The 22,027-nt window shown below is 63.4% G+C and carries 20 protein-coding genes and 1 pseudogene; 7 read left to right on the top strand and 14 right to left on the bottom strand.

The annotated features are described in order from the left end of the window. Positions 1–482 precede the first annotated feature (482 nt). A complete protein-coding gene (locus BMZ43_RS11385) occupies positions 483–2,192 on the top strand; it encodes a sensor domain-containing diguanylate cyclase (RefSeq protein ID WP_093253484.1) in 1,710 nt (569 codons plus the stop codon). 213 nt (positions 2,193–2,405) lie between these two features. Here BMZ43_RS11385 and BMZ43_RS11380 read toward each other — a convergent pair whose 3' ends face one another. The 10 genes and pseudogenes from BMZ43_RS11380 to BMZ43_RS11340 all read right to left on the bottom strand — a co-directional run bounded on the left by BMZ43_RS11380 (position 2,406) and on the right by BMZ43_RS11340 (position 10,015). Then, on the bottom strand, positions 2,406–5,258 hold the full coding sequence (locus tag BMZ43_RS11380; protein WP_093253480.1) for a conjugative transfer ATPase: 2,853 nt from the start codon (positions 5,256–5,258) through the stop codon (positions 2,406–2,408). Next, positions 5,258–5,686: a TIGR03751 family conjugal transfer lipoprotein gene (locus BMZ43_RS11375; protein ID WP_093253475.1), complete on the bottom strand. Its 429-nt coding sequence runs from the start codon at positions 5,684–5,686 to the stop codon at positions 5,258–5,260. Before BMZ43_RS11375 ends, BMZ43_RS11380 begins: the two co-directional genes overlap by 1 nt. Further along, the gene (locus BMZ43_RS11370) at positions 5,667–7,058 is read right to left on the bottom strand and encodes a TIGR03752 family integrating conjugative element protein (protein ID WP_093253470.1); all 1,392 of its coding nucleotides are present in this window, start codon (positions 7,056–7,058) and stop codon (positions 5,667–5,669) included. The genes BMZ43_RS11375 and BMZ43_RS11370 overlap by 20 nt, the downstream gene beginning before the upstream one ends. Further along, entirely contained in the window at positions 7,045–7,935 is an 891-nt protein-coding gene (locus BMZ43_RS11365) for a TIGR03749 family integrating conjugative element protein (RefSeq protein WP_093253466.1), read from the bottom strand. Before BMZ43_RS11365 ends, BMZ43_RS11370 begins: the two co-directional genes overlap by 14 nt. Further along, positions 7,932–8,600: a PFL_4703 family integrating conjugative element protein gene (locus tag BMZ43_RS11360; RefSeq protein ID WP_093253463.1), complete on the bottom strand. Its 669-nt coding sequence runs from the start codon at positions 8,598–8,600 to the stop codon at positions 7,932–7,934. The genes BMZ43_RS11365 and BMZ43_RS11360 overlap by 4 nt, the downstream gene beginning before the upstream one ends. Beyond that, complete coding sequence (locus tag BMZ43_RS11355; RefSeq protein WP_371913875.1) at positions 8,597–8,935, bottom strand: TIGR03750 family conjugal transfer protein; 339 nt, start codon at positions 8,933–8,935, stop codon at positions 8,597–8,599. The genes BMZ43_RS11360 and BMZ43_RS11355 overlap by 4 nt, the downstream gene beginning before the upstream one ends. Further along, positions 8,908–9,016, bottom strand: a pseudogene (locus tag BMZ43_RS27345) (DUF3487 family protein); the annotation flags it as partial. The pseudogene BMZ43_RS27345 and the gene BMZ43_RS11355, both read right to left, overlap by 28 nt. Positions 9,017–9,035: 19 nt before the next feature. Next, complete coding sequence (locus tag BMZ43_RS11350) at positions 9,036–9,407, bottom strand: TIGR03745 family integrating conjugative element membrane protein (protein WP_093253764.1); 372 nt, start codon at positions 9,405–9,407, stop codon at positions 9,036–9,038. Between the two features lie 12 nt (positions 9,408–9,419). After that, positions 9,420–9,659 carry a TIGR03758 family integrating conjugative element protein gene (locus BMZ43_RS11345; protein WP_007160000.1) on the bottom strand — a complete coding sequence of 80 codons (240 nt, stop codon included), beginning with the start codon at positions 9,657–9,659 and terminating at the stop codon, positions 9,420–9,422. Then, entirely contained in the window at positions 9,656–10,015 is a 360-nt protein-coding gene (locus tag BMZ43_RS11340; RefSeq protein ID WP_093253456.1) for an integrative conjugative element protein, RAQPRD family, read from the bottom strand. The genes BMZ43_RS11345 and BMZ43_RS11340 overlap by 4 nt, the downstream gene beginning before the upstream one ends. A 501-nt stretch (positions 10,016–10,516) precedes the next feature. Here BMZ43_RS11340 and BMZ43_RS26060 point away from each other — a divergent pair. Next, entirely contained in the window at positions 10,517–10,780 is a 264-nt protein-coding gene (locus BMZ43_RS26060) for a hypothetical protein (RefSeq protein WP_143075253.1), read from the top strand. An 870-nt stretch (positions 10,781–11,650) separates the two neighbouring features. Here BMZ43_RS26060 and BMZ43_RS11335 read toward each other — a convergent pair. Genes BMZ43_RS11335 through BMZ43_RS11320 form a run of 4 tightly spaced genes read right to left on the bottom strand, consistent with a single transcriptional unit; the run spans position 11,651 to position 15,156 of the window. Then, on the bottom strand, positions 11,651–12,250 hold the full coding sequence (locus BMZ43_RS11335) for a PqiC family protein (protein ID WP_093253451.1): 600 nt from the start codon (positions 12,248–12,250) through the stop codon (positions 11,651–11,653). After that, the gene (locus tag BMZ43_RS11330; RefSeq protein ID WP_093253447.1) at positions 12,247–13,893 is read right to left on the bottom strand and encodes a PqiB family protein; all 1,647 of its coding nucleotides are present in this window, start codon (positions 13,891–13,893) and stop codon (positions 12,247–12,249) included. Before BMZ43_RS11330 ends, BMZ43_RS11335 begins: the two co-directional genes overlap by 4 nt. Continuing rightward, positions 13,877–14,518, bottom strand: a complete 642-nt coding sequence (locus tag BMZ43_RS11325) for a paraquat-inducible protein A (protein WP_093253443.1) — start codon at positions 14,516–14,518, stop codon at positions 13,877–13,879. Before BMZ43_RS11325 ends, BMZ43_RS11330 begins: the two co-directional genes overlap by 17 nt. Next, complete coding sequence (locus tag BMZ43_RS11320) at positions 14,515–15,156, bottom strand: paraquat-inducible protein A (RefSeq protein ID WP_017639459.1); 642 nt, start codon at positions 15,154–15,156, stop codon at positions 14,515–14,517. Before BMZ43_RS11320 ends, BMZ43_RS11325 begins: the two co-directional genes overlap by 4 nt. A 215-nt stretch (positions 15,157–15,371) precedes the next feature. Here BMZ43_RS11320 and BMZ43_RS11315 point away from each other — a divergent pair, with 215 nt between their 5' ends. From BMZ43_RS11315 to BMZ43_RS11295, 5 genes are all read left to right on the top strand, one after another. Next, positions 15,372–16,370 (top strand): ArsR/SmtB family transcription factor, encoded by a 999-nt coding sequence (locus BMZ43_RS11315; RefSeq protein ID WP_017639458.1) that lies wholly within the window; start codon positions 15,372–15,374, stop codon positions 16,368–16,370. 116 nt (positions 16,371–16,486) lie between these two features. Continuing rightward, the gene (metK, locus tag BMZ43_RS11310) at positions 16,487–17,677 is read left to right on the top strand and encodes a methionine adenosyltransferase (protein WP_068384733.1); all 1,191 of its coding nucleotides are present in this window, start codon (positions 16,487–16,489) and stop codon (positions 17,675–17,677) included. Positions 17,678–17,847: 170 nt separating this feature from the next. After that, entirely contained in the window at positions 17,848–18,477 is a 630-nt protein-coding gene (locus BMZ43_RS11305) for a phosphatase PAP2 family protein (protein ID WP_068384730.1), read from the top strand. A 153-nt stretch (positions 18,478–18,630) separates the two neighbouring features. After that, positions 18,631–19,677 carry a polyamine ABC transporter substrate-binding protein gene (locus BMZ43_RS11300; RefSeq protein WP_068384726.1) on the top strand — a complete coding sequence of 349 codons (1,047 nt, stop codon included), beginning with the start codon at positions 18,631–18,633 and terminating at the stop codon, positions 19,675–19,677. Continuing rightward, complete coding sequence (locus tag BMZ43_RS11295; protein WP_093253439.1) at positions 19,664–21,988, top strand: putative bifunctional diguanylate cyclase/phosphodiesterase; 2,325 nt, start codon at positions 19,664–19,666, stop codon at positions 21,986–21,988. The genes BMZ43_RS11300 and BMZ43_RS11295 overlap by 14 nt, the downstream gene beginning before the upstream one ends. The last annotated feature ends 39 nt before the right edge of the window (positions 21,989–22,027 follow it).

The following is a 22,027-nucleotide window of genomic DNA, read 5'->3' as shown; positions in this document are numbered from 1 at the left end:
GTAGTCAGCTGATAAGAGCAAAAATGGTGGCGTACCGGTTACCTCCAGCTTAGGCGAGCTGTTTTAAGAGAGCGGTATGGCATGTCGCAGACACCTTTTTTATCCTTACAGAGCGCTTCAATCCTTGGCGAGACGTCTCTCTCAGCGCAAGCTCATCGCCTTCTGCACCGTTCGTACGGAAATGCGTAGATCACATCCTTTTGTCAGCACACAGCGGTCACGTTCAGGGTAAAAACTGCATCGTTATTGATGTCACAGTCAGTCCATAAGACTTGATATGGAATCCGCTGCCGTTGGGCCCCCACGTTGACTGACCCGTATCTAGCATTTTGGAAAAGCCTATAGCGTTGAAGAGAGTGCATAACGCCTGTCTGCCGTTTTTCAAGTAGAAACCGTAGATTTTGACTAGTCTATATTGCGGAAGCCGATATCATTTAATTCAAATTACCAAAATCGGTAAATAGAAATTCCAGAGACTTGTAATGAAGAAGCTAAACGAGACACGTCGCCGGCTCAGAATTGTTCTTGCAAGCGCAGCGTTAGTTTTTATTGGTATTGGTGGCTCCGTTTATTACGGCGTTGGTCGCGTTCTAGAGGATTCCAAGCAGGTCGCACATACTCAGGAAGTTATAGTTAAAATCAATCAGGTGCATGTTGAATTGCTATCGGCAATGGCGGGTGCAAGAGCATACATGATAAATGGAAGTGTAGAGCAGCATAAAATCTATTTATTGTCATCCTCTATGCTTCAGGAGTATGAGAAAAAGCTGCTTGATTTGGTTAGCGACAACCCAGAGCAGATAAAAAACGTTGAGGCGCTATTTTCACTCATTGATGCAAGAATGAAGCAGCTTGAATACACAGTTGCTGGATATGAGGCTGGTGGAATAGAGGGGGCAAAGGCTGCAATATCCCCTAATAGTATGGAGACCCACAGGGCGATTGGCGATCATATAGCGAGCATGGTGAATTTGGAGCACCGGCTTCTAGATATTCGAATTGACGCTACCAACGAAAGTGCGTTTTTACTGTTGCTTTACGCGATAGCTGGAATACCTGTCGGGCTCTTGATGGTGGGGTGGGTATATTTCATACTCAATCGCGAGCTTACTAGGCGCACATTTGCAGAAAACGAAACTGCTAAATTGAATTGCGAACTAGGCAGTACCGTGAGCGCCCTCGAATCTAAAAGTTCTGACCTTAGTGCTATAGGTGAGTTCGCTGGATATTTACAGAGCTCTGAGTCGATTGAGGAAGTGTTAAAAATCACAAAAAGCCTTTTTGACAAGGTTATTCCAGGGGCCGCCGTAGAGGTATATCTCTCCAAGCCATCTCAAAATTATCTTGAGCTAAAAACGCAGTGGGGTAGTGTGAGCGATCAAAGCGCGCAGGTTATTTATCCTTCTGAGTGCTGGTGTCTTAGGAGAGGGAAAGATCATTATTCAACAAGAAGCGGCGGCTCTCCAATTTGCAAGCACATTATCAGGTCAGGCACTGACGCCACTGTGGCGTTATGTATGTCGCTATCGAGTACGGGAGGGCTGCTGGGTATAATATCCATTCAGGGTAATGAGGGTTTATTGCAGGCGCGGCACTCAATTTTGGGGCTGGCTACCGAGCAGCTGTCCGTTTCTATCAATGCTATGCAACTTCGAGAAACGCTTAAATATCACTCCACTCGTGACGAGCTCACTGGCCTCTACAATCGTAGGTACCTTGAGGAGGCCTTTGGTCAGCTACATGCTCGTAGCGTCAGACATGGCCAACCTTATTCGATCCTTATGATTGATATAGACCATTTCAAGAAACTCAATGACTCACTGGGCCATGCGGCTGGCGATGCAGCGTTGAAAGAGATAGGTGGAGTCCTGTCAACCATGAGAAGCGAGGATATCGTATGTCGATTTGGAGGTGAGGAGCTGATCATTGCAATGCCGGAAACTGATGCTAATGAGGCGGCAGTCGTTGCAGAGCGTATACGTCAAAAAATCGAGCGTTTAGAAATTGATTTTCAGGGCGTCTCACTGCCGCCTCTGACAGTATCAATAGGCATTGCCTCCTTCCCAAAAGATGGATCGGATAATCATGTAATTAGGCGGAATGCAGATTTGGCTCTATATCGTGCCAAGCGTGAGGGGCGTAACCGTACAGTACAGTACGAAGCGTCGACGGAAATGCCTCCTTCTGAATGAGCGTTCGACGACCAGATGGTAGGTGTCCGCATCTTGTCTGAAAAGGCGCATTCAGAAGAGCCCGCTGGTGGTTTTGGTGATCCATGTGGAACGGCTGTGGCTTGCAAAAGTGTAAGGCCTGCACATACCTCAACAGGCTGGCCAGCACCGTCAGGGCGATAAAGACGCTTGCCTGTATCGACCGCTGCTGGCGCATCAACTTTTTGGACAGCTTCAAGGAGGGGTCAAGGCAGCCGCTGTCAGACCGCGCTGCTGATCGAGCCTCTCTGTCATCCTGAACGCTGCGTCCAACTCACTAATGCCATCGAGTTGCATGTACCTAAAGCGTTCGGCCTTTTCTTCCGGGTCGGTCATGGCCAAGGCTAGAACCAGGCTAGGTGGTACCACGCGAAAGAGGGTTTCCATCGACTTGGACAGGATGACCCCTTCGCTGAACTTACCCGCTTCTTTGCGCGCCGAGCGCATCAAGGCCTTCTGCGCCGGCGTCAGCTCGCGGAAGCGGGCGATCTTCTCGACTTCGTCAGGCGGCATCGACAGGCAGATCCACCACTCGATCATGTTGAGCATGGGTTCGGCCGCTGCTGGCAAGTCGTCCAGGTTCTGAGTGGCCAGCCAGAACCAGGCGCCGAGCTTTCGCCACATCTTGGTGATCTTGACCACATAGGGTGCCAGCAGTGGGTTCTTGGTAATGATGTGTCCTTCGTCGGTGACGTTGATCAAGGGACGCCCCAGGAACTGATCGCGCTCAGCCAGGTTGTTCACGGTGTTGATGAGGCTGATGTAGGCCACGGCCAGCTGCGCGCCATAGCCCTCCCGGGCAAAGGTCGCCAGATCTACCAGGGTGATGTCAGCCTCAGGCCACGGCGTGCCAGGGCGATCAAAGAGTTCGCCGTCGCTGCCCTGACAAAACAGGCTCATGGCTTCGGCCATTTCCAAAAGGCGTGCGCGTCGAGGTTCGGGAAGAGTGGCGTCGCGCGCCTGCTCGCGTAACGTGGTGCAGAGATCGCGGGTCAGCACGGGCTGTCCCTGCGCGACACAACGTTCGGCGGTCGCCAATAGGCACTGACGCAGCAGGCTTCGGTCTGCGCGGGTCATGCGTGCGTCCTCGCGTGGATCTCCGCCGGTGATCATCAAGCGCGCGATGATCTCCAGTTCGCCCAGGACATCACGTTGCTCATCCGATGCCTCTGACTGCTCACCCTCTGTACGGTTTAGCGCTTTGGAGGAGGTCGGTGTGACCAGCCGCCAGGCATCAGCGAAGGGGGCCAGGCTGATGCCGCTGCCCGGTGTGAGCGTTACGCGGTGAACGGATAACCCCAGGCGGGCGGCGAAGTCGGCAAACAGCCCAAAGGAGTTGCCGGCCTCGACGATGAACAACCGGGGTCGGTACAGCGCGGTCACCTGCTGCAGCAGGTAATTCAAGGTTGCGCTCTTGCCCGATCCGGTCGGACCGAACAGAAACAGGTGGGCGTTCATCTGGCGATCAAGGCGGTTGAGTGGGTCGAAGGTCACCAGACCCCCACCTCGATTGAAGAAAGTGATGCCGGGCCGACCCGTTCCAGTGCTACGGCCCCAGATAGGGGCCAGATTCGCGGCGTGCTGCACGAACATCAATTGGGTATACCAATGCCGGCGGTCGGCCGCGGGATCAAAGACTGCGGGTAGCCAACGAAGGTAGCTGTTGAGCGGCGCCACTTCCGCGTCTTCGCGTACCACTTGCAGGCCCGCTGTCAGCAGCACGTTGGTCAGCGTGTGGCAGCGTTGGCGCAGGCTCTCCATCGCCGGTGCGCGCACATAGAACGCCAGCGCGCCTCGATACAACTTGTGCTGTCTACCGATCAGGGCTCGGGCCTGCTCGACATCCTGGCGAGTGTGCAGGGAGGCGAGGGTGTCGCCCACGGCCTTGCGTGCCAGCGTATTGAGCTGCGCTTCCAATCCATCCTGTGGCGTTGCGACCACCGTCATGCACATCACCGTGCCCTCCGGCAGTTGATCCATTACCGCGTTGAGGGCCTCACCATGGTGCATCTCGCCGCTCAGGTGGCCTGCTTCCGGAGGCTGACGCAGTCGATCAACCACCAGGACGCGATGAGGTTGATCGTCGAAGTACCACGCCCCGGTGGTTCGGTCTGAGCGAGGTGGCGTGAAGAAAAGCCGCTGCGCAAAATCGGTCCCGCTGGCCAACTCCAAGGCGTCGGGTGGTGTCGTGTCCGGATAGCGGGTCAGGGCGAAGAAACGTGCCTTGTCGGCATCGGTATGGCCCAGGTGAGTGGGATCGGGATTGAACCAGCGCAGCAGCCAATCGTGGATGGCGGCAGCGTCCAGGCGTGTGCTGGACACACCCGCGCTGGCAAGCGCTGCGGTAAGACGGTCGCAGGTTGCATTCAGATTCTGCTCAGGCGCTGAGATAGGGCTGCGGCGCGCGGTGGTAGGAATTCGCCGGTAGACGACCATCCGGGTACGGCGGTGCTGCCCACGCCAGGGCAAATGGGTCACGGTGGTGTCGTCGAACAGTCCGCCGGGCGTGCTGACCGCCTGCAGGTGGCGGGCGGTCAGCCGTAGGTAGTAGTCCGTGAAAACGCTGTGGCGGGCGTGAGGGCGGACGTAGTCGGACAGTGTGTCGAGGTAGGTCTCGAAGGCGGGTTCGTCCTGCGCATAGAACTGCACGACCCAGGGACTCTCGTCGTGCTCATCGAGTGTTTCCTGCAGGGCGGTTTCTACGGCGTCGCGCGCTTGCGCGAACCAGTCAGGCTCGCGTCCTTCTGTCGCCAGTGGTTGCAGCTCGAAGAAGGCTGCCACCGAGCGGCCATCGTCCATGAGCATGCACTGCGCGTCAGGCAGGTATTCCACCCACGGTAGGAGATCGACGAACGAGGGCGCCTGGACGTACTGCCTGTCCTGATCGACCTGGGTAGCAGGGCGGCGTCCGGCCTGGTCCAGGCAGGCGCCCGGGGCGGCCAGCCCGTGTTTGGCTAGCCGCATGATATGGGCCTGCCAGGCATCCGACGAGTGAGGGTCCGGTGTCGTCTGGCGCAGGCGCGGCCAGCGGAGCCAAGCGCGGCGCATCAGTAGTCCTCCAAGCGTTCACCGGGCAGGGCGTAGGGTGCGTGTCGATAGAGCGGAAACACTGTGCTGTAGCCTGGCACTGGAACCGACTCCTCGCCGGCCAAATGCGGGAAGACATACATCACCATGTCAGGATTGGGCAGACGGGGAAATTGCTGGTTGAGGGCCTGTGCGCGCTGGCGCAGATCCGCACGCATGCTGCTGGGGGATGGCTCATCCTCGACCGACAGCGGACGGCGCACCTGCTGCCGGGCCTCGTTCAGGCGAGCCTCGGCGCCCTGGACACTGCTCGTGTGGGTACGCCAGAGGTCGAGCATGGTGTGATCACCGGGCGGCAGTAGCGTGTCCTTACTGGCGCAGCCCGCCAGCGCAAGGGTTAGCAGCGGGGTGGCAAGCGCGAAAGTCACGTCAGTCCAAGGGCGCTGCATGGAAGCCTCCTGTCAGGTGATGAACGCGTCGCCCCTGGGGGGCGTAATCCAGCGTGACGGGCCGCTCCAGGTGCACCGCGACCTGGGCGCCGGGTTTGACGTACACCGCCGCGAAGGCTTGGCCATAGAACCGATTGACCCACTGCGACAGGTCCTGCATGCCACTGGCCAGGATCTGGTTGAGCGCCCCCTGTCCGGGCGTGCTGGTGGTGCCGAACGTGCCAGCGCCGCTGAAGACGGCACGGGTGCCGGTGTCGGCCGACAGGAGCGATGCCGCGCCAGCGCCGGCGGCTGTGATCAAGGCCTGCGAGCCCAGGTACTGGGCCGCATTGCTGCGCCGCTCACCCGCTACGCAAGGAATGCCCTGGCCATCGCTGATCCAGCCCAGGGCGTTTTCCGCCGACTCACCGCGTCGGGCCTGGCCGCTGGGCGGGTCATCGTCAGGTAAGGTGCGGATCGTGCCGTCGGTAAAGACAAAAGTCAGGCTGCGGATCTGTCCGCGGACGCAGGACAGAGTCCAGTCACCGGAGGCCGTTCCGCTAACCACGGCGCCGGCCACGTCGGGTAATTCGATGCCGTTGGCGGTCAGGTTTTCCGGGCCGATCAGCACCTTGAAGGGGTAGGGGTCATTCACCGTGCCGTCGACGGGGACCCGCCCGATCAGGGCCGTCATGGCGATCGAGCCCACCAGGGTGGCATTGGCCGGCAAGGTATAGACCGGTTTGGCCGGTGCATCAGGCGCGTGGCTCATTCGGTCGCTAGGGGCTGGGGCGGGTGGCGACTCAGGGGCTAAGCCCAGCTGCAGTGGCTGCGCCTGGCTCTTGCTGGGCGCAGCATCAGGCGGCACATCGCTTGGCTCAATCCAGCGCAGTGGCACTTCAGTCGCCGCCTCTTGGGTGGGCTCCAGGCCGAGTCCTACCGGCAGCTCCGTGGCATCGTCCTGTACGGGGGTGTGCAGGTGTTGCTTGACGTCGTTGAGCAGCCGTTCGGTCTGCTGCCGTTCACGCGCCAGCTGCTCCTGAGCCTGCTGCCGCTGCTCCCGCTCGGCCTGCAGGGCGTGTTCGATTCGCTGATCAACCAGCGCGGTTGCATCCTCAGGACGGCCGGTCGCATGACGTGAGTGCTGCACATCGCGCGTCGCAGTCTCCAGCTCCTGACGCAGCTGCTTGACCTGCGCCACCAGGGTCGCGACGGTATCCCGCGGGGAGTCGCCCTCAACCCCCAAGGCGGTGCGCTCCTCTTGGGTCAGTGCATTAGTGGTTTCGGACTCAACATCAGACGTACTGGAAGACCCGGTGCATCGCGTAAGGCCGACGGTCATCATTCCGGCCAGGGAAATGGCTGCCCATTTGAGTAGGCTACTGATCTTCATCGACATTACCGTGGCGCAGCGCGGGCAAGACAGGAGGGCGAGGTGCGACGTCAGGGAAGGGCGTGACCCTGGGGAGCAAGGCGCCCTGCAGTCCCTGGTGGCGAGTGACGAGATAGACCACTGTGGTATCGGAGGCCTGACCGGACGGGCCAAGGTCGGGGTGCTGGAAGGTGGCAGCCACAAAGTCGCCCTGTAGTGCCTCGGGCACCAACGCGATAGGACGTGCGCTTTGATTGCTCAGGCGAACTGCGGTGACCCGCAGGTGCTGCAGTTGCCAGGCGGCGAGGGCGCGTGCCCTAACCGGTAGCCCTGGCAACAGGCTGTCCAGGGGCAGCTCTTGCTCCACCGCGGCGGCGTGAATGCCCTCGACTGGCTCAAGGGTGCGTAAGGGTGCATAAAGACGCTGGGCGGCATAGCGGGTCAGGGCCATCGCCAGGGCCGCGTCCGGAACGCGCTGAGCAGTACTGGCTTCAGGCGTAGTCGGCGCGGGCGACGACTCTTCGCCTGGCGCATCGAAGACGATACGTATCGGCTCCGCTGCCGGTTGATCCGATTTGGCCGGCTCTGCGGCGACGTCGAGCAGGATGATCATGCCCGTCTGCACATCCTGTACCTGCAGCCGCGTGGGCGGAAGCACGGTGCTGGCGCGTAGATACAGCGCGCCGCCGGTACTTTGGATACGCAAGCGATCACTCAGGGCTGTAGGGACGCCAACGCGCACCTTGCGGTCAAGGAACACGACACGTTCCTGGCCTACCATGAGCGGCACCGCGAGGGGCAGGCGTTTCCAGTGCAGGATCTGTGTGGCCTGACCAGGTGCTGCCACACCGAGCCCAAGGAACAGCGCGGCGAGCAGGGATAGGGGCTGGCGAGTCATGTGGCGGCTCCTGGGGCCTGAGCAGGCGTCGGGTCCGGATGGGAGTCGATGCGTTGTGGCGGCTGGGCATAGCAGTCAAGCGCAAGGCCGAACGGGTTGTGCTCAGGGTCTTGATCCAGCCGTACGACCTTGAGCTGGTAGCGCACCAGCGCCCGCTTGATCTGCTCGCTGCTGTAGTACTCGTCCGCCGTCAGATCCAGCGTGACGAGCCAGTCGCGAGGTGAGATCACCTTGACCCGACGTGCTGGGTCCTCGCCGTAGCCGCGCCCTGGGATCTCGTAGACGCCCCGGACGCGTAGCCGCAGCTCGCCGTTGGCGCGTCGACGCTGATAGTCCTGCTCGAGGAAGGCTTGGCAGGCGGGCGTGAGGTAGGCCGAGAGAGTTTTGAGGTTGCGTGGGTAATCCGCCTCGCCATCGCTGGGCCAGCGCTGCAGCTGCTGCCAGATGTAGAAGGCGAAGGCATAGACGTTTTCGGGCGGTACATCCCACCAGCGTCGGGTGCTGCCTGAACGTAGGTCAGGCGGGATATGGATGGTCAGATCCCGCGGCGCGCTCCACCAGCCAAGGCCCAGTAGCAGCGCTAGTAGGGCCAGGGCACCGGCGGCCAGGCGAAGGGTGCGTATGTGCGCTTGCAGATGCACGATTTCGTGGCGAAAGCGACTCATGACCAGCGCTCCCCTTCACGCAGGACCGGACGGGAGCGTCGTGTGCTCCAGGTGCCTGAGCGCAGGATCAACGCCTGTCCGCCGACCCAGGCGGCCAGGAGGGGGAGGCGGGTTGCTACCTGCCATTGCAGGTGCCGATGCAGCCAGGTATCAGGTCGTCCACGCTTGAGGGTCTGCAGCAATCCGCTGCTCAGGTAGAGCCCAACCGCCAGGGTGATGAGGATGCCGGTGGGCAGCACCGCCAGCTGCCCAACCACAACCGCCAGCGGCAGACTCAGCCCTAGCCCGATCAACGCAAATAGTGTGGTGGCAAACCAGAGCTCGTCCGCGGTCAGCCCTCGAACAACGGCAGGTTGGCGATTGAGTCGGTGGGGCAGGAACAGAACCTGGCCGTCTTCGGCGCGTACGGTCTCCATGGTGAGGCAGCTCCGCGTTTCAGAGCACACCGATGGCGGTGGTCAGCAGCCAGATCCCCACGACCAACAGCATGGCGCCTACGGCCACGGTGAGACCAAATTGCCCCCAGGTCGCGCGGCCAGTGTGGATCTCGGAGTAGCGGGTATAGGCGTGGTAACACACGCCGATAAACATGGACGCCACGACCAGCAGCGCGACCAGCATGACGATGTCGTAGCCGTAGTTCTGCAGGGTTTGCAAGATGCCGCTGCCCTGGCCACGGGTGGGCGCTTCCATCTTGGGCAAGCCAGCGGCGCGGGCGCCTTCAATCAGCCCGATACCACTGACGGCCGTCAGGGATTGAGCAAGACGGCGAGGGCAGATGCGCAACAGCGATGTAGACACGTTCAGGTCCTCCACGATTCAGGAGAGCAGTAGAAAAATCAGGGCCAGGTACAGGAAGAAAAAACGCACCGCGACGCCTAGCAGCTGGCGTTGGGTCATGCGGTGTTCGGCCCAGCTCACGAAAGCCGTGCGCAGGGCCCAGACGCCCCAGAGCTGAAACACGGCAAAGACCAGGCTCAGCACCACCGTGGAGACGGCGGCAGGGGTGAAGCCACCGCTGGCCTGAAAGGCCGCGCTTTGTGCGGCGGAGAGGGTCATGGCGAGGCCGCCTCGTGCGGATCGACCTCGCGGGCGTAGTCACCTGCCAGCGGCTGCAGATCCCTGGGCTGGGCACGGGAAGGTGTCAGGTAGTGTTCGATACCCTGGCGGATGCGCTGCAGGTCTTGCTGCAAGCGGGCATAGTCGAAGTGGTAGCGGGTGCCTGCAGGGGCTGCGTGCACAGCGGTTTGGACGGCCAGGTGTTCGGTAATCGCTAGTTGCCGGATGACGGCAGCTAGCTGCTCACGTTCAGCGTCACTGTCGCCCGCCCGCGCATGGGGGGTACTTAGGGCAACTGAGAGCGATGTGAGGAGGAGTGGCCAGTGAAGTAGGGCAGGGCCTTTGCGCGTTGCCATCTTGCTCGCGTCCTGAGCGATTCGATGGCGCGAAGGTGCCGTTTACTGGAGCGTCATGCCGCAGAAAATCCGATTTAGGGCATGCCCACTTTTTTGTTGACGTCGACTTCCCCAGAAAGCGGAGCACATGCCAGCCGGTTTGTTGGTTGCAACCGATAACCACGGACGTTAGATTTTGGCTGTCGTGGTCAATCCCGCGACCGGGCGTCAGAACCCGTTAAACCAGGGCGCGGCAGCGTCATAGCCAGGCGAATATGGGTCATTTGATCCGTTCCGCTTTTCTATGGCAGGCCGTGCGGGGCAGGCTATTGCCTGGCCGGTTCCCTTGGTTTCCGGTTTCTGACCCCCGTACGGTCTGCCACCACTTCTGTGTCAGAACGGATGGTGGCAGCTCCTTAATCAAACCAGGGAGCATAAGTAGAATGCCTCGTCCTCCTTTTAAGCCCGGGCTCCGCCTGGCCTATCCGACTGTCTGTTTCACCTCCTGTACGGAGGTACGCCATGACTAGTCGTACTAGCACCATTGTTCCTTTTCCAACGTCTTCGCATCGAGCGCGCCAACCTGACTTCCAGCCAGATACGCCGGAAGCCGAAGCGGAGTTGCACGTGTCAGTGCTGAACGATCTGTTGGATCAGTTGGCGTCTGAGTCGGTAGAGAACGGAGAACTTCGCCAGCAATTGCTCGCGTCGATGATGCGCGAGCTGCTTGACGACGTTGTTGTGCTTTATCGACGAGCCCTGACGGAAGCTCGACAACCCTCTTAAGCGATGACGCTGCACCTGTCAGAGAGGGTAATGGCTGGCAGGTGCGGTAGCTTTGTCTCCCTAAAATAACGAATAGCACGTAGAGCGGTTCATACACATCAGCAAGAGATTGCCCTAATACGCCGCCTTTATCCCTGCGTGTAACCGGTATAGCTGAAGTAACTCGTGAGGCATGCTGTATCTGCGGTTAGATACGTTGTGAATGCTTGACGGGGCGGCGAAACGGCGACTCTGCAAATGTACTACCCTGTCCGAGTCGCTGGTCCGGGAGGTGGCAGGCGAAACCTTTCATAACCACCGCATTAGGTTGTTCCTCGCTGCCCCGTGGCGCACCGGCGTCGCCGTCACTGGCCGGGGATTAGGGCCATCTTCGCGCTGTTCCATCAGTGCCGCCCTAGGCACCGTATTACGGGCTTATTCCAAGAACATCGGGAGGTTGGCATCGTAGGGCACCAGGCCGCCGAGCAGGGCGACACCATTCATAATGTCGCCCCATGCCTAATGCATATACGCAAGTAGACGTAAATGCCGGCAGCGTCTTCCGTCGACGCACCTTCGACCCCTTCCAAGGGTTAGATTAGAGCAGTCCAGCAGCTCAAGCAGCAGCGGAGGATTCTGATTAGCAGTGCTGGCGATTAACCCCTTGTCGGCGGCTTCCTAATGAAAGCGGCAGCGCGCTCGCCGAAGTTAACGGACAGATCACTGGCCATGTGGCGTTTGATTTAGGCCTCCAGACGCGGATGGGCATCGACGTAGGAAGCAATGCCAACGTTCCTCGCGGCTACCCTTGGACCTTAGCGCTCCACTTGCTTCAAGCATCGGCCGTTTTCGCTCAATTAGGGCGCTTCCAGTGATTGGCGCTGTGTCGTCCTAGCTCGCCGGGCACTCCGTGTCATGCTCGGCCACGAAGGCGCGGGCGACCGGCTCGATGCGCTTGGCCAGGGCGCTCAGCGCCTGGCGATGCGCCGCGACGACCTCGGCATAGGAGCCGCCGGCAGGCTGGCTGATCCGGCTGCCGCAGGTGAGCACCCGCTCCCCTGCGGGCTCGGCCAGGCGCAGGGTCCAGAGCGCGTCCTGCTGGACGCCACGCCCGGGCTGCGAATCGAAGCGCTGCAGGTCCACCTTGATGCGCAGCACCGGTGCGCCGCTGCCACGGGGGGCATCGCCCAGGTCCAGGGTGCCCAGGTCCCGGGACAGGTCGGCGGACAGGGCACTGCGCACCTCGTCGGCCAGGGGGGCGATCCAGCGTTCGTTTTCCAGCAGGGCGATACCTTCGCCCTGGCGGATCACCAGCTGCGGCTGATCCACCTGCGGTGGCACCGAGACGCTCTGCAGGGCGAAGCGAAAGCTGGCCGCGCGACCAGTGGCCGCGGGCTCCGCGGCACTGGTCAGGGTGTGGTAGTTGAGCGGCGCCTTGGACGAACAGGCGGCCAGCAGCAGGGGCAGAGCCAGGCAGGTCAGGCGCTTCATTGCAATTTTCCTTTGGCGGGATCGCGGGAGCCCGGTTCGAACTTGGGCGGCGGATCGGTCACCAGACCGCGGATCAGGGATTCCGGATGGCGGCCGAGGTAGTCGCCGAACACGCGCAGGGAGCGCGCCATGCGCTGCATCTCTTCGAGGGTCTGGGTCAGATTCTGCTGCACCGGCGAGTCGGCGCCCAGACTCTGGCTGGCGCTGCCGGTGAGCTGCTGCACGCCCATCAGGGTGGTGGTCAGCTGCGGCAGGACGCCGGCGTTGAGCTGCTTGAGGGTGCCGCCGAGCTGCGCCAGGCTGGTATCGAGATTTTTGGCGATGGAATCGAAGGGGATCTTGTCGATCTTGTTGACGATGCCGGCCATCTGCTCCTGCAGGCGATCGAAGCTACCGGTAACGGTGGGGATCACCAGCGGCTTGGCCTGGGGATCGAAGGCCACCTTGGGCGCGTTGGGCACGAAGTCGACGGAAATGTAGAGCTGTCCGGTCAGCAGGTTGCCGGTACGGGCCTGGGCGCGCAGGCCACGGGCCACCCAGCCGGCGAACAGCTTGCCGTCGCGATTCTCGGCCTCAAAGTGCTTGCCAATATCGCCCAGCCGCTGGGGATAGATGACCGCGCCGACGATCAGTGAGAAGTCGTCCTTCTTCTCGTCGTAGTCCGGGGTCAGAGACACCACTCGGCCCACGTTCAGACCGAGGAATTCGACCGGTGCATCGGTGGCGAGGCCACGCAGCGACTGCTGGAATCTCATGCGCACATAGATGGGCTCGCCATCCGGCGGGGCCAGGGCGCTGGTCTGGTCGTCGAACAGGGTGAAACTCTGGTCTTCCTGGGCCTCCTGTGGATCCTTGGGCCACTCGGGGGTGACGAAGGCGATGCCGCCGGCGGCGACTGTGGCCAAGGATTGGGTCTTGAGCTTGAGACCACCGGCGCTGAGCGAGACATCGACCCCGCTGGCGTTCCAGAAGCGGCTGTTGGCGGTGACGAAGCGGTCGTAGGGCGAATCGACGAAGATCTGGGCGCTGACGCCCTTGCCGTCCTCGTTGAGGTGGAAGGACACCACCCGGCCGACTTGGATGCGCCGATAGTAGACGGGCGAGCCGACGTCCAGGGAACCGATGTCGTCGGCGGTTAGGATAAATCTTTTGCCCGAGGCGCCGTGGATCAGCGCCGGCGGCTGCTCCAGGCCGCGGAAGTCGCGCTTAGACTCAGTAGAGTCACCGATGTCGGCGCCGATAAAGGCACCTGACAGCAGTGTATCGACTCCAGAGACGCCGTTGACGCCGAAGCGCGGTCGCACCACCCAGAAGCGCGCGTCCTTGGTGGCGAAGCCCTCGGCGGACTTTTCCAGTTCGATGGTGGTGATCACCCGATTGCGATCCGGCGCCAGCTGGATGTCGCTGACGGTGCCGATCACCACGTTCTTGTACTTGACCTGGGTCTTGCCGGCTTCCAGCCCTTCGGCGGTGAGAAAGGTCACCGTGATGGTCGGTCCGCGCGAGGCCCAGCTGTGGATCACCATGGACAGCCCGATCAGGGCCGCCACGATGGGCACCAGCCAGATCAGCGATACGCTCCAGCGACTGCGGCGTACCTCGGGGGTAGGCGCCAGGGCGTCGGGTTCATGCCTGTCCGTCATCGTTCACCTCTGCATCCCAGATCAAGCGGGGATCGAAACTCATCGCGGCGAGCATCGTCAGCACCACCACGAAACCAAAGAACACGATACCCAGGCGCGGCGCCGCCGAACTCAGGGCACCGAAGTGCACCAGCGCCGAGACCAGGGCCACCACGATCACGTCGAGCATCGACCAGTAGCCGATCAGCTCGACGAAGCGATAGAGCCGGGCGCGCTGAGCCATCGCCCAGTCGCTGCGGCGCTGGCAACTCACCAGCAGGGTGCCGAGCACCAGAAACTTGATGGAGGGCACCGCCACGCTGGCGATGAAGATCACCAGGGCGACGCCCCAGGAGCCGCCTTCCCAGAATTCGATCACCCCTTCGAGAATGGTGCTCTCCACGCCGCGCCCCAGGGTACCGGTGAACATCACCGGCAGGGTATTGGCCGGGATATAGAGAATCAGCGCGGCGATCAGGTAGGCCCAGGTCTTGGCATAGACATTGGGCTTGCGGCGGTGCAGCGCCGAGCCGCAGCGCGGGCAGCCGGCCTTGTGGTGGCGCGGCGCGGTGCAGACCTTGCCGCAGACGTGGCACAGGCAGAGGCCGAGTTCGTCGGCGCGGGGTGGCAGCTGGGGCGCGGTCACGGCTCGCGCTCCCCGACGGCGTCCCACAGCGGATGCAGGTCGCGCTTGGCGATGATCAGCAGGACCACCATCAGCCCGACCATGCCGAACAGCCCCAGGCCCACCACCACGTGCAGCAGCCCGGCCAGCTTGATCACCGCCACCAGGGCGCCGAGCACGAAGACCTCGATCATGCTCCAGGGCCGCAGGTAATGCAGGGTGACCATGGCCGTGGCGAAGCCGGGCGCGCGGCGGCCGGCCTGGGCGAAGCCGAGGACCCAGAGCAGCAGCGCGATCTGCAGCAGCGGCACCACGAACAGGGTCATGGCCACCACCAGCGCCATGGGCCCGGCGAAGCCGCGACTCATGGCGATCACCGACTCCAGCAGGGTCGCCTCGCTGTGCAGGCCGCGAAAGCTGAGCTGCAGGATGGGCCCGACATTGGCGATCACGAACAGCACCGCCGCAGCGATCGCCAGGGCCAGCAGACCCTGGATGTCCAGGCGGCTGGCGCGATAGAGCAAGGCGCCACAGCGCAGGCAATGCGCCCGCTCGCCCGCCGCGAGGGGCTCGAGGCGATGCACCGAATCGCAGTGCTCGCAGATCACCAGGCGCGTGCCGGTGGCGGGCGCGGAAGGGGACGGTGGCTGGACGGACATGGGGCTACCCGGTGACGCTCCTGGAAGGGGGCTGCAGGTTGGACGCGCGAGTTTTGCGGTCGTTACCGCAAGGCCGCGACGACTGCCGGCCAAACGGCTCCGGCATCTTACCTACCTCGACGAAGGTATGCGCGGCCAGCCGCCCCCAGAAAAGCATCAAAACTTTTTGATGCTTTTCTTGCGAGGTCTGGGACGGGTCTCTAGACTAGCGCCCCATGACCCCGCTACGCGTGCCGGCGCTCGGCCAAGAACCAGGAGATACCCTCGCCGCCCTGTGCAAGGCTGGCGGCGATCCCCTGCGCCTGAACGTCCTGCGCGCCCTGCACAGCGCCTCCTTCGGCGTGCTGGAGCTGGCGCAGATCTTCGCCACCGGCCAGTCCGGCATCAGCCATCACCTCAAGGTGCTGGCCCAGGCGCAGCTGGTGGCCACCCGCCGCGAGGGCAATGCCATCTTCTATCGCCGTGCCCTGCCGCGTCCCGGCAGCCTGGGTGGCGCCCTGCACGCCGCCCTGCTCGAAGAAGTGGACGCCCTGGCCCTGCCCAGCGCGGTACAGACGCGGATCGGCGAGGTGCATGCCCAGCGCGCTGCGGTGAGTCGCGACTTCTTCGCGCGGGTGGCGGAAAAATTCCAGGCTCAGCAGGATCTCATCGCCGGTCTGCCGCAGTATCGCGACGGCCTGCTCAGCCTGCTGGACGCCCTGGCCCTGGATCCGCGCGGTTGCGCCCTGGAAGTGGGCCCCGGCGACGGCGCCTTCCTGCCGGATCTGGCGCGCCGCTTCGCCCGCGTGGTGGCGGTGGACAACAGCCCGGCCATGCTCGAACTGGCGCGCCAGCGCTGCCAGCGCGACGGCCTCGCCCAGGTCGAACTGCAGCTGGCCGACGCCCTCGCCGAGCCGCTGCCAGCGGCCGACTGCGTGATCCTCAACATGGTCCTGCATCATCTGGCCGCACCGGCGGAGGCCCTGCAGCAGCTGGCCCGCCGCGTGGCGCCGGGTGGCAGCCTGGTGATCACCGACCTCTGCCCCCACGACCAGACCTGGGCGCGCGCCGCCTGTGGCGATCTCTGGCTCGGCTTCGACCAGGACGAACTGGCCCGCTGGGCCCAGGCGGCCGGCCTGCAGGCGGGCGAAAGCCTCTACCTCGGCCTGCGCAACGGCTTTCAGATCCAGGTGCGCCAGTTCGCGCGCCCGGATCAGGGAAACACCCCGTCATGAGGCCACCTGGCCAGTGGCGGGCGGACCCGACGCTCAAGGGCGTCATGTCCAGCAAGGAAACTGCTGTCTCGACCGGCCTGCGGGCCCCTACCCCTTGGTAATTTAGGAACCATTCGATGAGCGAATATTCCCTGTTCACCTCCGAGTCCGTGTCCGAAGGCCATCCGGACAAGATCGCCGACCAGATCTCCGATGCCGTGCTCGACGCCATCATCACCCAGGACAAGCACGCCCGCGTGGCCTGCGAGACCCTGGTCAAGACCGGTGTGGCCATCGTCGCCGGTGAGGTCACTACCTCCGCCTGGGTCGACCTGGAGCAACTGGTGCGCGACGTCATCGTCGACATCGGCTACGACAGCTCGGACGTCGGCTTCGACGGCGCCACCTGCGGCATCGTCAACATCATCGGCAAGCAGTCGGTGGACATCGCCCAGGGCGTCGATCGCAGCAAGCCGGAAGACCAGGGCGCCGGTGACCAGGGCCTGATGTTCGGCTACGCCTGCAACGAGACCGATGTGCTGATGCCTGCACCCATCACCTTCTCCCACCGCCTGGTGGAGCGTCAGGCCGAGGCGCGCAAGTCGGGCCTGCTGCCCTGGCTGCGTCCGGACGCCAAGTCCCAGGTGACCTGCCGCTACGAAGGCGGCAAGGTGGTCGGCATCGACGCCATCGTGCTGTCCACCCAGCACAATCCCGAGGTCAAGTACGCCGACCTGCGCGAAGCCGTGATGGAGCTGATCGTCAAGCACGTCATCCCCGCCGAGCTGCTGCACAAGGACACCCAGTTCCACATCAACCCGACCGGCCAGTTCATCATTGGCGGGCCGGTGGGTGACTGCGGTCTGACCGGCCGCAAGATCATCGTCGACAGCTACGGCGGCATGGCCCGTCACGGCGGTGGCGCCTTCTCCGGCAAGGACCCGTCCAAGGTCGACCGCAGCGCCGCCTATGCCGGTCGCTACGTGGCCAAGAACATCGTCGCCGCCGGTCTGGCCGAGCGTTGCGAGATCCAGGTGTCCTACGCCATCGGCGTGGCCCAGCCCACCTCCATCTCGATCAACACCTTCGGCACCGCCAAGATTAGCGACGAGCGGATCGTGCAGCTGGTGCGCGAGCATTTCGACCTGCGCCCCTACGCCATCACCACCATGCTCGACCTGCTCCATCCGATGTACCGGGCCACCGCGGCCTACGGTCACTTCGGTCGCCATCCTCAGGAAATCACCGTGGGCGATGACACCTTCACCACCTTCACCTGGGAACGTACTGATCGCGCCGCCGCCCTGCGCGCCGCTGCCGGTCTGTAAGACGCTTCCCGGCAAACAGCCCCGCCACCGTCGGTGCCGGGGCTTTTTTCTGGGTCTGCAACCGGGATCCCAGCGCTTTCTTGCGCCAGTCCACAGGCTGGCACGCGCGATGCAACCTCTGGGCGTCCGGTGGTCAGAATGCCTCGTCTTCTCCAGGAGTCTGCTTATCCATGTGGCTGTTCATCACCAACTTCGGCGATTCCTCGGTGATGCTTCCCTGCGCCGTCCTGATCGCGCTCTGGCTGCTGGCCGGCCTGTCCGCGCGGGCGGCGCTGCTCTGGTTGCTGCTGTTTGGTGCTGCCAGCCTCAGCGTTGCCCTGTCCAAGATCGCCTTCTTCGGCTGGGGCCTGGGCATTCCGCGTCTGGATTTCACCGGATTCAGCGGCCACTCCATGCTGGTGGGCAGCGTGCTGCCAGTGCTGGGCTGGCTGCTGGCCAGTCGGGCGCGACCGTCGCTACGGCTGACCGCGGCCGCCCTGGGCGCGCTGTGCGCCCTGCTCATCGCCGTCTCGCGGGTGGTGCTGGGCTATCACTCGATCTCGGAAGTGGTAACCGGCCTGCCCATCGGCTATGCCGCCAGCGGCACGCTGCTCTGGCTGCTGCGTGGCCAGGAGGTCAATCTCAAGCCACGCCAGGCCGCCCTGGGCGCCAGCCTGCTGCTGTTGCCCTTGCTGTTGCTGCATGGCACCAACGCGCCGACGCAACGGGTGCTGGAACGGCTGGCGGTCAAGTTCGCCGACGAGCAGAAGCCCTGGACCCGCGCCCATCAGCGCGCCGGGGTGGCGCCCTTGCAGAATTGAGGAACATCGCCAAGCGCATGCAATAGACGACGCCGCGACTGGCGAATACGGGCAAGCCTCCTAGACTGGCAGAAGCCCTGAATTTCCTGGGGTGAACGTGCGGGCTCTTCGGCCCCTCCTATAGAAGTCAGCCCTTGCCGCCGAGTCGTCCGCATGCGCTACTGCCTTTTCCTCTGCAGCCTGGTGCTTACCGGTCTGCCCGCGTCACCCGTGGCGGCTGCCGAGCCCTTGCGGCTCTATACCTGGGAAGGCTATTTCAGCGACACCCTGCTGCAGCGCTGGGCCAAGGCCCATCCCCCCGTGCAGGAAATCCACTTCGACAGCAGCGACGTGCGCGACGCCACCCTGGCGCGCGGCGATGCCGATCTCGACCTGGTGGTGATCAACGAGGTCAGCGCCACGCGTCTCGGCCAGGACGGCCTGCTGACGCGCATCGATCCCCGGCGCCTGCCCCATCTGAACGAACTCGATCCACGCTGGCGCCACAGTTGTGGCGACTACGCGGTGCCCTATGTCTGGGGCACCCTGGGTCTGCTCTATCGCAGCGACCGCCTGGCCCAGGCGCCCACGTCCTGGCTGCCGCTGCTGCAGCCGGCGCCGGCGCTGCACGGCCGCATCGCCATGCTCGAAGACCATGACGACCTGCTGGTCGCGCCGCTGATCATCCTGGGTGCCGCCATCAACAGCGACGATCCCGAGTTGCTCAGACGCAGCTTCGCCCTGCTCAAGGCCCAGGCACCGGCGGTGCTGACCTATCAGTACGTGGTCAGCGCCCTGCGCAATCCGGCCTACAGCGACCGCATCGATCTGGCCCTGGGCTACAGTGGCGACCAGCACCTGCTCAATGCCGCGACGCCCGGGCAGCCCTGGCATTTCACCACGCCCCGCGAAGGCAGCCTGCTGTGGATGGACTGCGTGGCGGTGCTCAGCAGCTCCCCGCACCAGGCCGCCGCCTGGCGCTTCATCGACTTTCTCAACGAGCCGCGCAATGCCGTGCTGGCCACCGAGGAGTTGCACCTGGCGACCCCCAATGCCGGTGCCGTGCGCCTGCTGCCGGCCGACCTGCGCGAGGATCCCAGCCTGTTCCCCCCCGACGACGTCATCGCCCGCAGCCAGGTCTTCCGTGAAGGTCCGCCCGACGCCTTCCAGACCCGGCAGCGCATCGGCAGCGCTTTGGTAGGTCACCATGAATCTCAATAGGCGCGCCCTGCTGCTGATCCTGCCAGTCGCCCTGCTCTGCAGCCTGACCCTGGTCGGACTGGGCTACACGGTGCAGCGCGAGGCGGTGATCGGCCTCGAGCGCTCGCGGGTCAACCACGATCTGGCGGCGTTGGAGACCACCTATCGCGAGTACGATCACTTCAGCCGCAATCTGCTCTATGCCCTGTCCAACAGCGCGGCCCTGGGCAACTTCCTGCGGCAGACCGAGGTGCCCTATCGCAACGAGGCCCTGGGCACCCAGTTGCAACTGGCGGTGCGCCAGCTGGCTGGCGACGACGCTCCCACGCGCATCTCCCTGGCCATCGCCCGCCCCGATCTCAGCCTGGCCTACTATTACGAGCGTAGTGGCGATCCCTTCGCCCAGCTGAGCAGCGTCCAGCGCCAGCTACTCGAGCGCCTGGCGCGGGAAGCGAACGGGCCGCTGGAGCGGCGCGATTATCTGCTAGACGAACAGGGCCACTCGCTGCTGGTGGCGACCACCTCGTTGTTGCCGAGCACGGCCGGACCGCCCCTGCCAGGTCAACGCGGCCTGGCGATGACGCTGCAGCTGGCGGTCAGTCCGGACCGAATGGAGGCCATGCGCCGTACCCTGGAACAGAGCTATGGCGCGCCCCTGGAATTCAGCCGGACGCTGCCCGTACGCACCAGCGATTTCACCGCTGTCGTGCGCCTGTCACCCGATCTCTATGTGCGCCTGACCCCGAACCCAGAACATCTGCATGGGGAACTGCGCCGTCTGGCGATCGCCTATTTCAGTGGTGGCCTGCTGGTGACCCTGGCCTGCATCCTGGTGTTGATCGTGCTGATCCGGCGCTACATCACCCGGCCCATCGCCCGCCTGGACAGCCAGCTCACCGAGGTGCTGGAGGGTCAGCGCCAGGCCCTCGAAACCGGCGACGAGCCCGGCGAGATCGGTCATTTGGGCGCCAACATGAAACGCCTGCACGACAACAACCTGGCCATTCTGGCGCAACTGCGCACGGCCCTGCGCACCGACGTCCTCACCCAGATCGGCAACCGCCGCTACTTCCAGCTCATGGGCGAATCCTGGCTGGCGGGCAAGCCTGATGGCCGCCGCATCGCCCTGCTCTATTTCGGCCTCGACCATTTCAAGTCGGTCAACGACCGCTTCGGCCACGAGGTGGGCGATGAACTGCTGCAGGCCGTGGCGCGCCAGACCCAGCAGTTGCTGGAGGCCTATCAAGCAGGCAACGAACTGGTGTTCACGCGCCTGGCGGGCGATGAATTCGCCGTCCTGCTGCGCGGTCCGGCAGCAGCGACCGAGGCCCTCGCCCTGGGCCAGCGACTGCAGCAGAACTACGCCAACGGCACCCTGGTCGGCGAACGCCGCTATGCCGTGACCCTGAGCATCGGCCTGGCGACCCCCGAGGCGCCGCTGGACCTGGCCGACCTGCTGGCCCAGGCCGATCTGGCCATGGAACGAGCCAAGAACGAAGGCGGCAATCACCTGGTGCACTTCACCCCGGAACTGGCTGCGCGCCAGCGCCGCCAGGATCTCCTGGACGAGCACCTGCGGCGAATGAATCCGGACGAGGAATTCCACCTCGTCTACATGCCGGCGGTCGACAGCAGCGGCCAGGTACGCTCTGCCGAAACCCTGCTGCGCTGGAATTCACCGCGCCTGGGTTCGGTATCGCCGGCGGAATTCATCCCCATCGCCGAACGCCAGGGGCATTTCCGCTGGATCGATCGCTGGGTCGTGGACCAGGCCTGCCGCGAGTACCCGGCACTGCAGGAGGTACTGGGCAGCGACCTGGTGCTGTCCGTCAACCTGTCATCCGCGCAGCTGGATCAGGCCGACATCGTGCCCTATCTGCGCGAGCGGGTGCGCCACCACGGCGTCGATCCGGGCCATCTGGAACTGGAATTCACCGAGACCTTCGCCGCCGAGCTGAACGAGCGCACCCTGGGGCTGCTGCACGAATTGCGCGCCGAGGGCTTTCGCGTGGCCATCGACGACTTCGGCGTCGGCTACACCTCCATCCAGCAGGTCACCGACTATCCTGCCGACACCATCAAGTTCGACCGGCTCATCGTCGAGCGCCTCAGCCAGCCCGGTAACCAGGCCAGCCTGAATGCGCTCATCGCCTTCTGCCATGCCCGCGACGCCCAGGTCATCGCCGAGGGCGTGGATACCGAGCTCAAGCAACTGTGCCTGCAGCAGGCCGGTTGCGATCTGCTGCAGGGCTTTCTGGTCTGCCCGCCGCGGCGTCTGGACGAGTTGCGCGACTGGCAGCGCCAACGGCTGGGTGATCCCAGCCGGGTCTAGGGATAACGGGCGCTGACAAGGTCAGCGCCCGTTATCCAG

Source organism: Pseudomonas sp. Snoq117.2 (assembly GCF_900110545.1).
GTDB classification, from domain to species: domain Bacteria; phylum Pseudomonadota; class Gammaproteobacteria; order Pseudomonadales; family Pseudomonadaceae; genus Chryseomonas; species Chryseomonas benzopyrenica.
Note: the sequence above shows the minus strand (reverse complement) of the source record. Positions and strands in the feature narration are given on the sequence as shown.

Excerpts from the sequence above, each read along its gene's own strand:
- BMZ43_RS11335 (WP_093253451.1), bottom strand. The coding sequence starts at position 12,250 with ATGAAGCGCCTGACCTGCCTGGCTCTGCCCCTGCTGCTGGCCGCCTGT.
- BMZ43_RS11300 (WP_068384726.1), top strand. The coding sequence starts at position 18,631 with ATGCGCTACTGCCTTTTCCTCTGCAGCCTGGTGCTTACCGGTCTGCCC.
- BMZ43_RS11330 (WP_093253447.1), bottom strand. The coding sequence starts at position 13,893 with ATGACGGACAGGCATGAACCCGACGCCCTGGCGCCTACCCCCGAGGTA.
- BMZ43_RS11305 (WP_068384730.1), top strand. The coding sequence starts at position 17,848 with ATGTGGCTGTTCATCACCAACTTCGGCGATTCCTCGGTGATGCTTCCC.
- BMZ43_RS11320 (WP_017639459.1), bottom strand. The coding sequence starts at position 15,156 with ATGTCCGTCCAGCCACCGTCCCCTTCCGCGCCCGCCACCGGCACGCGC.
- BMZ43_RS11360 (WP_093253463.1), bottom strand. The coding sequence starts at position 8,600 with ATGAGTCGCTTTCGCCACGAAATCGTGCATCTGCAAGCGCACATACGC.
- BMZ43_RS11315 (WP_017639458.1), top strand. The coding sequence starts at position 15,372 with ATGACCCCGCTACGCGTGCCGGCGCTCGGCCAAGAACCAGGAGATACC.
- BMZ43_RS11380 (WP_093253480.1), bottom strand. The coding sequence starts at position 5,258 with ATGCGCCGCGCTTGGCTCCGCTGGCCGCGCCTGCGCCAGACGACACCG.
- BMZ43_RS11295 (WP_093253439.1), top strand. The coding sequence starts at position 19,664 with ATGAATCTCAATAGGCGCGCCCTGCTGCTGATCCTGCCAGTCGCCCTG.
- BMZ43_RS11345 (WP_007160000.1), bottom strand. The coding sequence starts at position 9,659 with ATGACCCTCTCCGCCGCACAAAGCGCGGCCTTTCAGGCCAGCGGTGGC.
- metK (WP_068384733.1), top strand. The coding sequence starts at position 16,487 with ATGAGCGAATATTCCCTGTTCACCTCCGAGTCCGTGTCCGAAGGCCAT.
- BMZ43_RS11340 (WP_093253456.1), bottom strand. The coding sequence starts at position 10,015 with ATGGCAACGCGCAAAGGCCCTGCCCTACTTCACTGGCCACTCCTCCTC.
- BMZ43_RS11370 (WP_093253470.1), bottom strand. The coding sequence starts at position 7,058 with ATGAAGATCAGTAGCCTACTCAAATGGGCAGCCATTTCCCTGGCCGGA.
- BMZ43_RS11385 (WP_093253484.1), top strand. The coding sequence starts at position 483 with ATGAAGAAGCTAAACGAGACACGTCGCCGGCTCAGAATTGTTCTTGCA.
- BMZ43_RS11365 (WP_093253466.1), bottom strand. The coding sequence starts at position 7,935 with ATGACTCGCCAGCCCCTATCCCTGCTCGCCGCGCTGTTCCTTGGGCTC.
- BMZ43_RS11375 (WP_093253475.1), bottom strand. The coding sequence starts at position 5,686 with ATGCAGCGCCCTTGGACTGACGTGACTTTCGCGCTTGCCACCCCGCTG.
- BMZ43_RS26060 (WP_143075253.1), top strand. The coding sequence starts at position 10,517 with ATGACTAGTCGTACTAGCACCATTGTTCCTTTTCCAACGTCTTCGCAT.